General features: G+C 63.1%; 16 protein-coding genes. 6 read left to right on the top strand and 10 right to left on the bottom strand.

The annotated features are described in order from the left end of the window. Nucleotides 1-37 precede the first annotated feature (37 nt). Entirely contained in the window at nt 38-313 is a 276-nt protein-coding gene (locus ADJ70_RS15020; RefSeq protein WP_216597284.1) for a hypothetical protein, read from the bottom strand. A 187-nt stretch (nt 314-500) separates the two neighbouring features. Then, nucleotides 501-665 carry a hypothetical protein gene (locus ADJ70_RS15025; protein ID WP_216597285.1) on the bottom strand — a complete coding sequence of 55 codons (165 nt, stop codon included), beginning with the start codon at nt 663-665 and terminating at the stop codon, nt 501-503. Between the two features lie 250 nt (nt 666-915). Between ADJ70_RS15025 and ADJ70_RS15465 the strand changes: the two genes are divergently transcribed. The 3 genes from ADJ70_RS15465 to ADJ70_RS15180 all read left to right on the top strand — a co-directional run bounded on the left by ADJ70_RS15465 (nt 916) and on the right by ADJ70_RS15180 (nt 4153). Further along, a complete protein-coding gene (locus ADJ70_RS15465; protein ID WP_256381296.1) occupies nt 916-1047 on the top strand; it encodes a hypothetical protein in 132 nt (43 codons plus the stop codon). A 133-nt stretch (nt 1048-1180) separates the two neighbouring features. Then, entirely contained in the window at nt 1181-2797 is a 1617-nt protein-coding gene (locus tag ADJ70_RS00490; RefSeq protein WP_050340583.1) for a transposase, read from the top strand. Nucleotides 2798-2821: 24 nt separating this feature from the next. Next, nucleotides 2822-4153 (top strand): ATP-binding protein, encoded by a 1332-nt coding sequence (locus tag ADJ70_RS15180; RefSeq protein ID WP_256381309.1) that lies wholly within the window; start codon nt 2822-2824, stop codon nt 4151-4153. Nucleotides 4154-4498: 345 nt separating this feature from the next. Here ADJ70_RS15180 and ADJ70_RS00505 read toward each other — a convergent pair whose 3' ends face one another. The 7 genes from ADJ70_RS00505 to ADJ70_RS14870 all read right to left on the bottom strand — a co-directional run bounded on the left by ADJ70_RS00505 (nt 4499) and on the right by ADJ70_RS14870 (nt 11504). Next, nucleotides 4499-5434: an ORF6N domain-containing protein gene (locus ADJ70_RS00505; RefSeq protein ID WP_083443700.1), complete on the bottom strand. Its 936-nt coding sequence runs from the start codon at nt 5432-5434 to the stop codon at nt 4499-4501. 104 nt (nt 5435-5538) lie between these two features. Next, entirely contained in the window at nt 5539-6441 is a 903-nt protein-coding gene (locus tag ADJ70_RS00510; protein WP_216597286.1) for a site-specific integrase, read from the bottom strand. Nucleotides 6442-6544: 103 nt separating this feature from the next. Continuing rightward, nucleotides 6545-6856: a DUF3784 domain-containing protein gene (locus ADJ70_RS00515; RefSeq protein WP_157051322.1), complete on the bottom strand. Its 312-nt coding sequence runs from the start codon at nt 6854-6856 to the stop codon at nt 6545-6547. 508 nt (nt 6857-7364) lie between these two features. Then, a complete protein-coding gene (locus ADJ70_RS00520) occupies nt 7365-8981 on the bottom strand; it encodes a transposase (protein ID WP_050340583.1) in 1617 nt (538 codons plus the stop codon). A 313-nt stretch (nt 8982-9294) separates the two neighbouring features. Beyond that, entirely contained in the window at nt 9295-10584 is a 1290-nt protein-coding gene (locus tag ADJ70_RS00525) for a prolyl oligopeptidase family serine peptidase (protein WP_050342548.1), read from the bottom strand. A gap of 69 nt (nt 10585-10653) precedes the next feature. Continuing rightward, nucleotides 10654-11199, bottom strand: a complete 546-nt coding sequence (locus ADJ70_RS14865; RefSeq protein ID WP_050342550.1) for an FGGY-family carbohydrate kinase — start codon at nt 11197-11199, stop codon at nt 10654-10656. Between the two features lie 8 nt (nt 11200-11207). Next, the gene (locus tag ADJ70_RS14870) at nt 11208-11504 is read right to left on the bottom strand and encodes a hypothetical protein (RefSeq protein WP_050342554.1); all 297 of its coding nucleotides are present in this window, start codon (nt 11502-11504) and stop codon (nt 11208-11210) included. A gap of 300 nt (nt 11505-11804) precedes the next feature. Between ADJ70_RS14870 and ADJ70_RS00540 the strand changes: the two genes are divergently transcribed. The 3 genes from ADJ70_RS00540 to ADJ70_RS00550 all read left to right on the top strand — a co-directional run bounded on the left by ADJ70_RS00540 (nt 11805) and on the right by ADJ70_RS00550 (nt 12821). Then, nucleotides 11805-11990, top strand: a complete 186-nt coding sequence (locus ADJ70_RS00540; RefSeq protein WP_050342556.1) for a hypothetical protein — start codon at nt 11805-11807, stop codon at nt 11988-11990. A 33-nt stretch (nt 11991-12023) separates the two neighbouring features. Then, nucleotides 12024-12500 (top strand): AAA family ATPase, encoded by a 477-nt coding sequence (locus ADJ70_RS00545; protein ID WP_050342558.1) that lies wholly within the window; start codon nt 12024-12026, stop codon nt 12498-12500. Between the two features lie 63 nt (nt 12501-12563). Further along, entirely contained in the window at nt 12564-12821 is a 258-nt protein-coding gene (locus ADJ70_RS00550) for a DUF4143 domain-containing protein (protein ID WP_050342560.1), read from the top strand. On the opposite strand, the gene ADJ70_RS00555 is transcribed toward ADJ70_RS00550, so the two are convergent. Continuing rightward, nucleotides 12818-13234, bottom strand: coding sequence for a YjdF family protein (locus ADJ70_RS00555; protein WP_050342562.1), 417 nt, complete (start codon nt 13232-13234; stop codon nt 12818-12820). The genes ADJ70_RS00550 and ADJ70_RS00555 overlap by 4 nt on opposite strands. Nucleotides 13235-13627: the final 393 nt, after the last annotated feature.

Below are 13627 nucleotides of genomic sequence, written 5' to 3' on the forward strand. Positions count from 1 at the left end.
CGGGTACAGGGGTCGATCTGGCGCGCCCCGGCAGTTGCTACGCCCTCCGCCGCACGCGCAGGACGTCTCCTTTCGGGAAGTTGTTGGGATTCCAGGTGTAGTCGCCGTCTCTCTCGCAGAGCGCGACGTACGGACTGTGCTCGAGCCTTCTGCCACCTTGTGAGAGGGGGACGGGACGCTCGGCGAAGCCCATGACCGGGAGAGCCTTGCGGCCGTTCACCGTTTCCATCCAAACTTCGTCGCCCAGCTCGATCTCGGCCGCGCGCACCTCAACCGCGTTCAGGTACTCGCCAAGCCGTTCGTCCTTAGGCATCGAGGTCGAACGTTCGGGGCATCTCGTCGAAGTCGGATTGGTCCTGCTCGGCGAAAGCAAGTCGTAGGGCTCCTCGCGCCAACAATCTCTCAGCCGTCGATGACGTGGGCGCCGTTGTCGCCCTGGTCGCCTAATTGCTCGACCCGGTCGATTCCCAAGCATAGGCCGCTCCCGAAGAAGTTGCCCATCACCTGGCAGATCCGTGCCCATCCGTAGCAGTCTCCGCTCGGTGGGCGGTAGCCCTGTAGCTCGCAGTACCTGAGCAGTGGTGCGACCGTGTCCTTGCCGCGTTCCAGTGCAGGTAGACGCCGATCTCATGCTCCTTCGTGGTGATGACTGCCCTGTTTCCCATGATTGGCCCCCTAAGCTTGTGGGGCGCCCCTTTGGCGCTCCCCGTGGCCCGGGCGGTGCCGGTGGCACGTGCGGCTGCAAGGGAGGAAGCAAAATCCGGAGGGCATGAGTTTTCGCTCATAGACATGATGTGCGTAGCGAAGAGTTTTGTCGGCCTACTTGGACTCCGAAGTACGAATAGGTGGAGATAAAAGCGAGGCCAATACCTCATCGGGTTTAAACTATGGATGACTAACGACAAGGAGACGCCGATGCAGCAGCCCCTCGCGACGAACGACGTCGCCCTCTTCTCCACCTCCAAGGAGAACCAGTACTTCGACCGCAAAAGCGCCCGCAAGGATGACAAGGAGATTGCCAAGCATATTAGCCCTAGTTCTTTCTGATTGTAGAACTACCGCCTGATCAAACCAAAGAAAATCGAGAAAATCGCAGGTCGAGGCCCCAAGGGGCCTCTCTTGTGCTATATTATATGTAGTGCTACTTACTACTTCCTGTGTGGCACGGGAGGCGACCGGGATGCCGTTCATAAAGGTGCAGAAGCTGGTCAGGGACGAGTCCGGCGCAATCAGGAGCGGGTCCGCCGCCGTGGTCGACACGTCGTACGTGCGCGGCGCCAAGTACCACTCGGCGCAGGCGGTGCGCGAGAGGCTGGGCAAGGTCGTCTGGCTCGCGGACGACAGGCGCTCGGGCGTGTTCGCGTCACCGACGCGCGGCCTGGTGGAGTACGACGCGGACGCCGACGGATTCGCGCCGGTGGCCAAGGGCGACGAGCGGCTGGCGAACACGGGCGCGTTCCCCGAGCCGCCGCGGCACCTGGAGCTCGGCCCCGAGCACCTGCTGCTGTCGTTCCTGGGCGCCGATGGGGTCGCGGGGTGCCTCAGGGAGGCGCTCCCCGACGACCGGTCCTACCAGCGCGCCCTCGCCCACGTCACGCACGGCGTGGTGCGGGACGGGAGCCGCGAGACCTGCGACAACATGGTGGCCAGGTCCTTCGCGGCTCTGGCGCTGCCGGGCGTGCCGCCCGCGTCGCTGAGATCGGACACGGCGTTCTTCTCGGCGATGGGCGCCGACGGGGCGAAGGTCGCGTTCTTCAGGGCGTTCGCCAGGCTCATGAGGAGGACGAAGCCCGGCTTCGGCCGCGCATGCTACGTGGACTCCACCCCGCTCCCGAACGACGCGGTCGACAACCCGCTCAACGCCCTCTGCAGCCACGGGCTGAGGGGCGCGGCGGTCCAGATGCGCCTCGCGCTCGTGCTCGACGAGACGACGGGGCTGCCCGTCTGGTACGAGGTCGTGCCCGGCAACGTACTTGACCTCTCGACCATAAAGACCGTGATGGGCGACGTCCTCGCCACGCTCGGCATCGAGGTCGTAACCGCGGTCCTCGACGCGGGCTACGCGTCGCGCGAGCTGCTCGAGGCCTTCTCCGAGGGCGAGAGGGACGTGCTGGTCAGGATGCCGGCGAGGAGGGGGTACCCGTACCGCGAGCTCTGGCGGGGCGTCCGCTCTCTGATCGGCAAGGGCAAGTACGCGATCACGCGCTCCGGCCACCTCTACTTCGCCAGGAGGCGCGACGTCGAGGTGCAGGGCGTGAGGCTGCACTGCTACGTCTACGTGGACCAGACCAACGCCACGCCGCGCTTCGCCAGGTGGCTGGACAAGAACCAGGAGAGGTTCGACGGGATGTCGCTCGCCGAGAAGGACTGGGAGACCGTGCGGCAGGGCTACTTCGTGCTGATGTCCACCAAGGTCGCGACGCCCCGCGAGATCCTGGACGAGTACTTCTGCCGCACCGAGATCGAGGGCGTCTTCAAGACCAGCAAGGACTACCTGGGCCTGCTGCCGCTGCGCAAGTGGAGCGACCTCACCGTGCGCGGCAAGATCCTCGCCGACATCATCGGCACCATCGTGGTGCTCAGGATGCGCAAGGCGCTCGCCGGGGCCGACGTCTCCCTCACCGAGGTATGGGGCAAGGCCAGGTCGCTGTCCTGCTACACCAACGCCGACGGCAGGGTCGTGGTCGAGACGCCGTCGAGGCAGGTCCGCGAGTACTACAAGGCGCTCGGGGTGAAGGTGCCCTCGTCAATCGACGTCAGGGAATTCGACCGTGACGTCCTCGGCCTGGAGCTGTAGTTCTACAATTAGCGTCATCTAGGGATTAGTGCCTTCGCTAACGCGTCGGGCGGTAAGCTCGTCATCGGCATCGAGGACGGCGGCGATGTCACGGGCTTCAGGAGAAACGGCGCCCGTAACATCGAGGACTTCGAGAGGGCGCCGCTCGCTACCTGCTCCCCGAGCCCCATCGTCCGCGCTGAGCGCGTCTCCGTGACCAATTCGGCCGGCGAGGATGACATAGTGCTCGTCTTGGATATCGAGGCGTCCTCGAGCCACGTCATCTCCCGCTTGAGCGACGGCGAGGTCTTCCTGCGGCAGAATGACAGGAGCGTTAGGCTGACCCGCGGGCAGGTCCTGGCCCTCGAGTACGATAAGGGCCAGCGCGCCTTCGAGGACGAGCTCATCGAGGACTCCTCGATAGAGGACGTCGACCACGAGGTCCTGGATAGGTATAAGGGAGTCCTTGGGACCGACCTTCCTGACGAGCAGGTGCTTAGATCCAGGCGCTTCATGCGTGACGGCAAGCTGACCGTCGCGGGCGCACTGCTCTTCGCAGGTGATCCGTCTGCGATGATGCCCCAGGCGCGCGTGCGCGTGCTGCGCTACGATGGCACGAGGGCCGAGACCGGTAAGCGCCTCAACATCACGAAAGAGCGCGTGTTCTGCGGCCCTCTTCCCAGGGTCATCGAGGGCGCATACTCGCTTATCTCCGGTATGCTGCGAGAGTTCCAGTTCCTGGCGTCGGATGGCAAGTTCCGAACGGTCCCAGAGTACCCTGAGTTTGCGTGGTTCGAGGGACTTGTGAACGCCGTCACGCACCGCGACTACGCCTATCGCGGCGACTACGTGCGCGTCTCGGTCTTCGACGACCGCTTGGAGATTGTGAGTCCGGGTGCGCTGCCCAACATCGTGACGCTCGACAACATGATGACGACGCGCTACTCGCGTAATCCGCGCATAGCGCGTACCCTCGTCGAGTTCGGCTGGGTTCGCGAGCTCAACGAGGGCGTGCCGCGCATCTACAGCGAGATGCAGAGCATGCTGCTCAAGGACCCCACCTACTCCGAGCCGGGCGGCGCCAAGGTCCAGCTGACGCTCGAGAACAACATCGTCGCGCGTACGGTGAGACGCCATGAGGCCCTCGAGGACAGGTTGACCGAAGGGGTGGTCTCCGCGCTCGACGAGTACGAGCTGGCGGCGGTGCGCCTCGCCTTCACGAATGGGAGGGTCACGGCCAAGGAGCTCGCTGAGCGCATTGGCCGCAGCCAGAGAACCGCCACCAGAGTGCTTAAGGGCATTGCCGGGCCAGGGGGCCTGCTTGAGTGGCACGGCTCCTCGATCAACGACCCCCGTCAGTTCTATGCGCTGAGGTAGAATCCTCCTTGTCGTACCTTGTCGTACCTTGTCGTACCTTGTCGAAGCCCCGAAGAACCCCTTGGACCTATTCCGCGTAGCCCGTTTACCTGCGACGCGTTGAGTCTGGTTCCGAAGTTTCCATCGCGTCATAGCCCTGCCGTGACTTTGTCGGAGCATGTCGGACCTGTCGGACCTCGCGGTCCCGTCTCTACAGCAGTCCGTCCAGCTTCTCCATCTGGGTACGCTTGCCGTCCTCAAGGTTGTCGGTGTAGGCGCGTAGTGTCATGGCGGGGTCCGCGTGGCCGAGCAGCGTCGAGACCGTCTGTCACATTCTGTGACCTTAGAGCTAGAGATCTCATTTTTCTATTTGTCAAGCGCGGCGACAATCGAGCCAACGACGGCGGAGTCCTCAAGCTTGGCGACCGCGAAGCTCTTCTTGCCTGCGTCCTTCAGCGACGCCCCCACCAGGTAGCCCTCGATACCGTCTAGGATGAGGAAGCGGTCATGGAACGAGGCCGTGTGCCTGATCTCGAGCGTGGAGTACTGCGCGTTGAAGGTCTCGATGTCACACTTGGTGAGGCTGGTCTTTGGGTGCGTCCACACGGTGACGGAGACGCCTTGCCTCTTCTTAGCGAGGATGTTGAGCGTCCCCGTGTCCACGTAGCCGTCAATCAGGACGATTTTTCGCTTGGCTCTCTGCACGAGGGAAACCAGCAGCTCGAACGTATCGTAGACCTGTCCCTCGAAGAAGACCTTCTGGCTCGGCGCCTCGTGAGTCTCCATGTAGTCGAAGACACGCTCGAAGCGCTCGTCGGTGCTCTTCTGATATTTGAGCTGTCTGAGCTCAACCGTGCGGATCTGCTCGAACATATGGGCGTTGTCTGCGATGAAGTGTCGCATCTCTACGAAGGCGCGCATGATGCGGACGCTTGCATCAATTGCGACCCTGCTGCGGAGCACGCCCGAGAGCATCGCCACGCCTTGCTCGGTGTACACATAAGGCATGTAACGGCGACCGCCAGCTGCGAATTTCTGCAGGTCATCGCTTGAGATGCCAATTTGGCACCTCAAGTTTTCGTACTCGTCGTCAGTGAGCCTGAAGCGGAAGTCCTCGGGAAAGCGGTCCTCATTGCGCTTGGCGGCGCGGTTGAGGGCGCCGGTCTCGACCTCGTACAGTTCGGCAAGGTCGCTGTCGAGCATTACCTGCTGGCCTCGCACGGTGTAGATCATGTCCCTGATCTGCGCATCGTTGGAGGCGATGATTGCAGATTCATTCCTAGCGGGTTCTTTTGCAGCCATGGCCGTAGTCTTCCTCCTCGAACCGATGATGCAATTCTATCAAGCGTGCTCACATCCAGCGCGAGACGGCGCGGAAGAGCCAGCGCACGAAGCGCCAGACGAGCCTAAAGATGCTCATGGCCTGCCTCCTTCTCCTCTGCGGCTGCGAGCATGGCCTTGAGCTGGTCCACCGAGAACGTGAGCGCGACGGCGCTTACGCTCGGCGCCGTGGCGGGACTCGGGAAGTCGTAGAGCGAGTCGAGGTCCACGTCGAACGAGTCCGCCACCTTGTCCACAGCCGCACGCTTCGCATCCGGGTCCACGTCGGCATAGATGTCCAGGGTCATGGATACGCTGGCATGCCCCAGGTAGCTCGCAACGGTCCTCACGTCGCAGCCGCCAGCAATCATCATGGTGGCGAAGGTGTGCCTGAGGTCGTGGAAGGTGCAGGAAAAGCCGTTCATCTTGCAGAAGGCGGCGAAGTCCTTCCCGAGCTGCGTGGGGTTGTAGGGCCGACTCTTCTCCTCCTGCGTTCCCAGAATATACGGATCGCCCAGCGACACGCCCATCTCGCGCGCCACGCGCTCCGCGTCGCGGCGCCTAGCGGAGAGCATCGTGTTCAGGTGCTTGGTGAGGGGGATTGTCCTGACGGAGCTCCCGGTCTTGGGCTCCTTCACGTAGAAGCCGCCCGGACCGTTTCCCAGGGCGTGGCTCACGGTTATGGTGCCGTCGTCGGAGAGGTCCGACCACCTGAGGGCGCAGACCTCGCCGCGCCTCATGCCCGTGGTGAGGGCGATCTCCACCGTGAAGCCCAAGGGCTGCGGCTCCGCCTGCATGGCGAGGCGCAGCATCCGCGTGCGCTCCTCACGCGAGAGGGCGTTGATGGGCGTCTTCACGCGCTTGGGCGGCTTGCAGAAGTCGTAGGGGTTCTTCGCTATGAGGTCCTGCGCCACGGCCCACTTGAGCGCCTGCTTGAATAGGCGGAAGGCCTTAGAGCAGCTCTTGGGCGCGTAGCTGTCCGCGCTCATGTCGTGCATCCATCCGGAGACGTCCGGAGTACTTCTTCTTTTCCTAAGGACCAAAGCCAACGAAAGCAACGGTATCGGTAACAGCATCGCGGGTAACTTGCCGCTACTTTTTGCACTTCGTGTTTGCGAGGTAGACCATTGCGACGCTGTCAACTGCGATGACGGCGGTTGACACGCACACGAGCACTATGGGGGCCGCCCCTCCCAGCAGTGCCAAGACGAAAATGACGAGCGTGGCCACGAGCATCCCTCCACCCATGACCCGGAGCAGCTTCCGCTCGTTCACCGTCTCCTTCTCCGCCTCGGTGGCAGTGTTGTAGCCCGCGATAAGGTTTGCTCCGTGACCGGACAGAAAGGCGACGGTCATGGCGGCGCACACCGCGAATATGACCCACAGCACGATACGTGCGAGCATATCATCCACCTCGAACTCTTCTGCTTGACCCTTTGTCCATTGTATGCCTGACAGCTCCTTGTCCCTTATTCGAGCAGCATGCCCTTCTCCATGCGTCCTCGTTGGCTATCGTCGGCACCCTGCGGGCGGCTTTGGCCGCTGTGGCTCGACTGTCCCTCATGTTGCCCCACGTCATATCCTGCGCAAAACCTGCGCCTTGAGCTGCCTCTCGGCGTCCCAGACCTCGGCCCTGTCCTCGTAGACGCTCCTCTCAAACCTCGGCATCCATGCGCTCGTTCTTCGCGGTGCCGGGGAATATCGCTCGGGCGTTCCTCATCTGTCACCTGCAAGCCCTGTGGGGTGAATGACCATGGGCTCCTCGTCCACTTGCTAGAGGGCATAGCATGTCCCTGAGGAGGCAGAGGAGCAGGCAACTCGTGAAAGGGCATCGAGGCGTGCTTGAGCGGTCGGTCCTTGTCCTTCTGGCCGTTATGGCAGACGTAATCCCTAGATGACGCTAATTGTAGAACTACAGCTCCAGGCCGAGGACGTCACGGTCGAATTCCCTGACGTCGATTGACGAGGGCACCTTCACCCCGAGCGCCTTGTAGTACTCGCGGACCTGCCTCGACGGCGTCTCGACCACGACCCTGCCGTCGGCGTTGGTGTAGCAGGACAGCGACCTGGCCTTGCCCCATACCTCGGTGAGGGAGACGTCGGCCCCGGCGAGCGCCTTGCGCATCCTGAGCACCACGATGGTGCCGATGATGTCGGCGAGGATCTTGCCGCGCACGGTGAGGTCGCTCCACTTGCGCAGCGGCAGCAGGCCCAGGTAGTCCTTGCTGGTCTTGAAGACGCCCTCGATCTCGGTGCGGCAGAAGTACTCGTCCAGGATCTCGCGGGGCGTCGCGACCTTGGTGGACATCAGCACGAAGTAGCCCTGCCGCACGGTCTCCCAGTCCTTCTCGGCGAGCGACATCCCGTCGAACCTCTCCTGGTTCTTGTCCAGCCACCTGGCGAAGCGCGGCGTGGCGTTGGTCTGGTCCACGTAGACGTAGCAGTGCAGCCTCACGCCCTGCACCTCGACGTCGCGCCTCCTGGCGAAGTAGAGGTGGCCGGAGCGCGTGATCGCGTACTTGCCCTTGCCGATCAGAGAGCGGACGCCCCGCCAGAGCTCGCGGTACGGGTACCCCCTCCTCGCCGGCATCCTGACCAGCACGTCCCTCTCGCCCTCGGAGAAGGCCTCGAGCAGCTCGCGCGACGCGTAGCCCGCGTCGAGGACCGCGGTTACGACCTCGATGCCGAGCGTGGCGAGGACGTCGCCCATCACGGTCTTTATGGTCGAGAGGTCAAGTACGTTGCCGGGCACGACCTCGTACCAGACGGGCAGCCCCGTCGTCTCGTCGAGCACGAGCGCGAGGCGCATCTGGACCGCCGCGCCCCTCAGCCCGTGGCTGCAGAGGGCGTTGAGCGGGTTGTCGACCGCGTCGTTCGGGAGCGGGGTGGAGTCCACGTAGCATGCGCGGCCGAAGCCGGGCTTCGTCCTCCTCATGAGCCTGGCGAACGCCCTGAAGAACGCGACCTTCGCCCCGTCGGCGCCCATCGCCGAGAAGAACGCCGTGTCCGATCTCAGCGACGCGGGCGGCACGCCCGGCAGCGCCAGAGCCGCGAAGGACCTGGCCACCATGTTGTCGCAGGTCTCGCGGCTCCCGTCCCGCACCACGCCGTGCGTGACGTGGGCGAGGGCGCGCTGGTAGGACCGGTCGTCGGGGAGCGCCTCCCTGAGGCACCCCGCGACCCCATCGGCGCCCAGGAACGACAGCAGCAGGTGCTCGGGGCCGAGCTCCAGGTGCCGCGGCGGCTCGGGGAACGCGCCCGTGTTCGCCAGCCGCTCGTCGCCCTTGGCCACCGGCGCGAATCCGTCGGCGTCCGCGTCGTACTCCACCAGGCCGCGCGTCGGTGACGCGAACACGCCCGAGCGCCTGTCGTCCGCGAGCCAGACGACCTTGCCCAGCCTCTCGCGCACCGCCTGCGCCGAGTGGTACTTGGCGCCGCGCACGTACGACGTGTCGACCACGGCGGCGGACCCGCTCCTGATTGCGCCGGACTCGTCCCTGACCAGCTTCTGCACCTTTATGAACGGCATCCCGGTCGCCTCCCGTGCCACACAGGAAGTAGTAAGTAGCACTACATATAATATAGCACAAGAGAGGCCCCTTGGGGCCTCGACCTGCGATTTTCTCGATTTTCTTTGGTTTGATCAGGCGGTAGTTCTACAATCAGAAAGAACTAGGGGTAATTGTCCACGGAGTGCGGAAGCGGCGCAGAGAGAAGGGCACTCCGAAGCATATGGAGTGATGCGATCAGAAAAGAGCGGCTCGGCTCACCAGGAGCCGGGTCGCCTGCGTACGGGAGCGCGTTTTCTGAGTCTACGTCAGCCGATGGAGACCGACCCACTGCTAGAGGGTGACGGGGGCACCGCCCACCAGCACGTTCGTGCCGTCGAGCTCCGTCTTCACCGTATCGTGATAGGCAGGAATCCAGGCGAAGTGGCCGATGTAGCGCTGGGGCTGGCCGAACTTGTCGTGGTAGCGCCCAGTCTCGTCCTTGATGTGGTCGAAGCAGGTGATATGTACGTCTGTGGCACCGAGCTCCTTGAGTCTCCTATAGTTTGCCAAGGTATGGACATCTGCCGTCACGATCGGGTCGTCAGCAGACTGCACGAACCAGAGGGGCGTCTTGGCAATCGACTTCATCTCGCCGTCTGTTGCCAGGGATGCGACCCAGGGAGCACAGATGGGGACGCCTGCGGCAAAGAATCCCGGATAGTCTGCCACCAGTCTCATGGTCATAAATCCGCCGTTCGAGAGTCCACCCACATAGATGCGCTTGTGGTCGATGTCGGGACGCGCTTCTATGAACTCATCGATCAGGGTCTTCAGCGCCTTCGTGTAGATGGACTTGTTGTCATCTGCAATTTCTCCCGAGCCTGAGTCCATCCAGTAGGTCGGGCTCGAAAGGGCAAGGATGTAGGCGGCACCGCCGAGCTTTTCCTGGATGTCGGGGGAGGAGAGCGCCGTCACGCGGTTGCCCATAACGGTACGGTAGGGCTCCTGCCCTTCTCCTGCACCATGGAGCCAGACGAGGAGCGGCACCTTCTCGACAGGAGGAAGCGGCGTGAACGGACGGGTTGCACGTGCAGCATTGACTGTAATGAGATCGGGCGTGAAGAAACCGTAGTTCATATCAATATCATCGAAGATGCCGGAGCCCGTGAGGTCCCAGCCAGTAAGATCGGGGCAGACGTCTCCTGTGTCGATATCGAATACCATGCCTGTGAGCGGGGCCTCTCCGGGCCCTTCACTCGGGATCTCCTTCGTCTGCGTGATGCGGAAGCTCATCGGGCGGATGTAGCCACGGGTGAGCGCTCCATCGATCCTTTTCGTGAGGAGCTCTTCGGGGAGCTTGAGCGCGATAGAGGAGCCCTCGGTCTGCGGGTTGCCTTCGCCGTCAGAGGCATAGGCAGCAAGCACGGGAATGTAGCCCTTCGAAGGGAAGGCGCACTCGTCCGTATGGTGCTCCTTTGCGAGCACGACCTCGCTGGTCTTTGCATCATTGCGCTCCACATAGACGCTGAAGCCCTGCCTGTCTACGAATTTTGTGTGTACCTTCTCGGGGAGCTCGAGGATGAGCTTCGAGACATAGGGCCCCATATCGGTGGCCGAGGTGAAGGTCTTGTATCCAGCCATGCATATTCCCTTTCCTGTGCGGCAGGGCCAGCTTCCCACTGGCCCTGCGCTGTGTGTCCGTTGCGTGTTCTACCCAGATAGGTCAGCTATATGGCAGCGGACCTGTCGAAAGGCCACCTGCCTGCCAGAGCGTTTGCTCTGCCTCACTGTGTCTGCCATCTGGGGCGTATAGGTCTCATGTCCGTACCACTCATGAATTGCGTTTGTGGTCCAGAGACCAGCTGCATGGCCTGCAGCGAAGGCGGCTCCTGCGGCAGAGAGCTCGGCGAGCTTTGAGGCCTCGACCGAGGTGTCTGCCATGTCTGCCTGAAACTGCATGAGGTAAGCATTCTTTGTGACGCCGCCATCTGCCCTGAGCGTCTCGAGGGCAAGACCCGTATCTGCCCTGAGTGCATTGAGCGCATCTGCTATCTGGTGGGGGATGCACCCGGTACAGGCCTTTACGATCTCTGCCCTGCCGGTGAGCGTCGTGACGCCTGCGAGCATGTCCGTGGCGCCACTATCCCACCGGGGTGCACCGAGGCTCGTGAAGGCCGGCACGAAGTAGCTCCGATCATTCTGGTTTGCCTCTTGGATCAGGCCTTCAAGCTCGTCCGGGCTTTCGATCAGATGCACCACATTCTTCAGCCAGGTGACGACGGCCCCGTGTATCTGAGGTTTCCTTCGAGCACATAGGGGAGCCCGCCTTCGAGGCTCCAGGCAATGCTCGAGACAAGGCCATGCGTGCTCCGGATGGGGGCATCCCCTGCCATGAGCATGACAGAGGAGCCGGTACCGTAGGTTGCCTTCACCTGTCTTGGCGCGAGGCAGTCCCGAGCAGCAAGCGCTGCCCGGGAGTCTCCGAGCATCGCATGGAGCGGGATGGGATTTGAGAGCGTGCCGTTGAAGCCCGAGACGCCGAAGAGGGCATCGGATGGCAATGCCTTAGGGAGTGCTGCACGGGGAATGCCGAAGAGATATGACCGGTGCACTCACTGTTGGGTGTGCCGGTCACTTAACGTGCGAATAATCAATAGTTGTTCAAGCAGCATAGGATAATGCTGGAGATTGATATGCGTTCGGGGGGCTCCTCATGCTGATGGGCAACGCGAAGCGCGGAGCCTTCTACTGTATTCTTGACCTTATCGTCTCTCTCGGTTCCGCACCCCAGGTCATGTTTTTGCTCATTGTATTGAGTAAAATCACGCATCATCATTCGAAATAAAAGGAGGCGAGCCTTGATGTTCCAGCGCAAGATCGTGGAGATCATCGCCGCGAGGATGTGGGAGGACGATAACCGCCCCATCCAGGTCGTGGCCGGTCCCCGCCAAACTGGCAAGTCAACGGCAATCGCACAGGCGCTCGAGAAAGTGGACAAGCCCGCCCACTCGGCGAGCGCTGATGACGTCATCGCCCCCGACGTGTAATGGCTGCGGACGGAGTGGCAACAGGCGCGCAACTTGCAGCGCGATTCGGACAGACCAGCCATTCTCGTGCTCGACGAGGCGCAGAAGGTGCGCGGATGGCCCAACGCGGTGAAGGGGCTCCGGGACGCCGATCAACGCGAGGGGCGCCCTCTGAAGGTCGTGCTGTCTGGCTCGTCGAGCCTGCTCCTGCGCAAGGGGCTTGAGGACTCGCTGAAGGGACGCTTCGAGGTGCTGCGCTCCACGCATTGGGGCCTTGCCGAGTGCCGGGAGGCGTTCGGGTTCACACTCGACGACTTCCTGTTCTTTGGGGGCTTCCCAGGCGCTGTGCGCCTTGTGGTCGACGAGAGGCGCTGGCGGGCGTACATGCGGGACTCGATCATCGAGCCCACGATATCCAACGACGTGCTCGAGCAGGAGGACGTGCGCGAGCCGGCGCTCTTGCGTGCGCTTTTCGACCTGGGGGCGCGCTTCTCTGGCCAGGAGCTCTCCTACAACAAGATGCTCGGCTAGCTGCAGGATGCTGGCAACACGACGACGCTGGCGCACTACCTGACCCTGCTCGACAAGGCGGGCGTGCTCTGCGGCCTCAAGAAGTACCACCCGAAGGCCATCGAGCGCAGGAAGTCCTCGCCGAGGCTCATGGTCTACGACACGGCGCTCATGACGGTGGTTTCCGGCCGCTCGAGGGAGCTGCTGTTGGGCGACTCGGAGCTTCGCGGCCACCTCGTAAAGAGCGCCGTCGGGGCCCGCCTGCTCGCCCTGGGGCTGGACCTTGGCTTCGACGTGCAGTGGTGGCGCGAGGGGAACGACGAGGTCGATTTTGTGCTCTAGTGGCCGCGACGCTTCTCGCGACGCTTTGCCTGCCTGAGGTCGAACTTGCGCCGTTCCTCGGCCTCGCGGAGCTCCTTTCCCTCACGCTTGCGCTCGGACTTGGCCGCCTCAAGCTGCGCCTGCAGCGCCCGTTGCGACCTGGTGCCGATGCCAGACTCCCTTACCTGCCTGCGGGCTGCCCGCTGCCTGCGCTTCGGGCTCTCGGCGACGCGGTGTGCCTCCGCCGCCACGGGTGGGCTGAACTTGAGGTCGCAGAAGTGCCCGAGCACGAAGTCTAGGACCTCGGGGTCGCTCGGCTCGGCGCCGAAGGTGACCTTCGCCACCGCGAGCTCGCCGCCCTCGACCCTCTCGAAGATGCCCACCCAGAAGGGTGCGTCGAACAGCACGGTCAGCGTGATGCTGGATTGCTCCATGGTCTTCCTCCTTTGTATGTCGTCTCGCGAAGAACGGACAACCCAAGGAGGGAGGGTTACTTACCCCGCAGATGCGGGACGGCCGGGCTACCTACCGGCTCTGGCGCGTACGAGCGCGCGTTGCGTTTCTATCTTCACGGGCGCCAGTCGCTCGGACAGACGCCAATGCACATTATAGCAGGCGGCGGGCCCTATCGGCGCGTCTCCCCGAGGTTCTCGAGCTTCCAGAGCGCCTCCGGGTTGGCTGCGGCGGCGCCTGCCATCGCATCGTCTCGGAAGACGAGCTCCGGGCGGTGGCCCCCGTAGTTCCGCAGTATAGAGGATGCTTCGTGAGTTCGTGTGGGTGGTTGCGTCACCGCCCCGGTGGCGTGGGCCTCAGGTCCGAGCGCGCTG

This window comes from Olsenella sp. oral taxon 807, from assembly GCF_001189515.2.
In the GTDB taxonomy this organism is placed as follows: Bacteria; Actinomycetota; Coriobacteriia; order Coriobacteriales; family Atopobiaceae; genus Olsenella_F.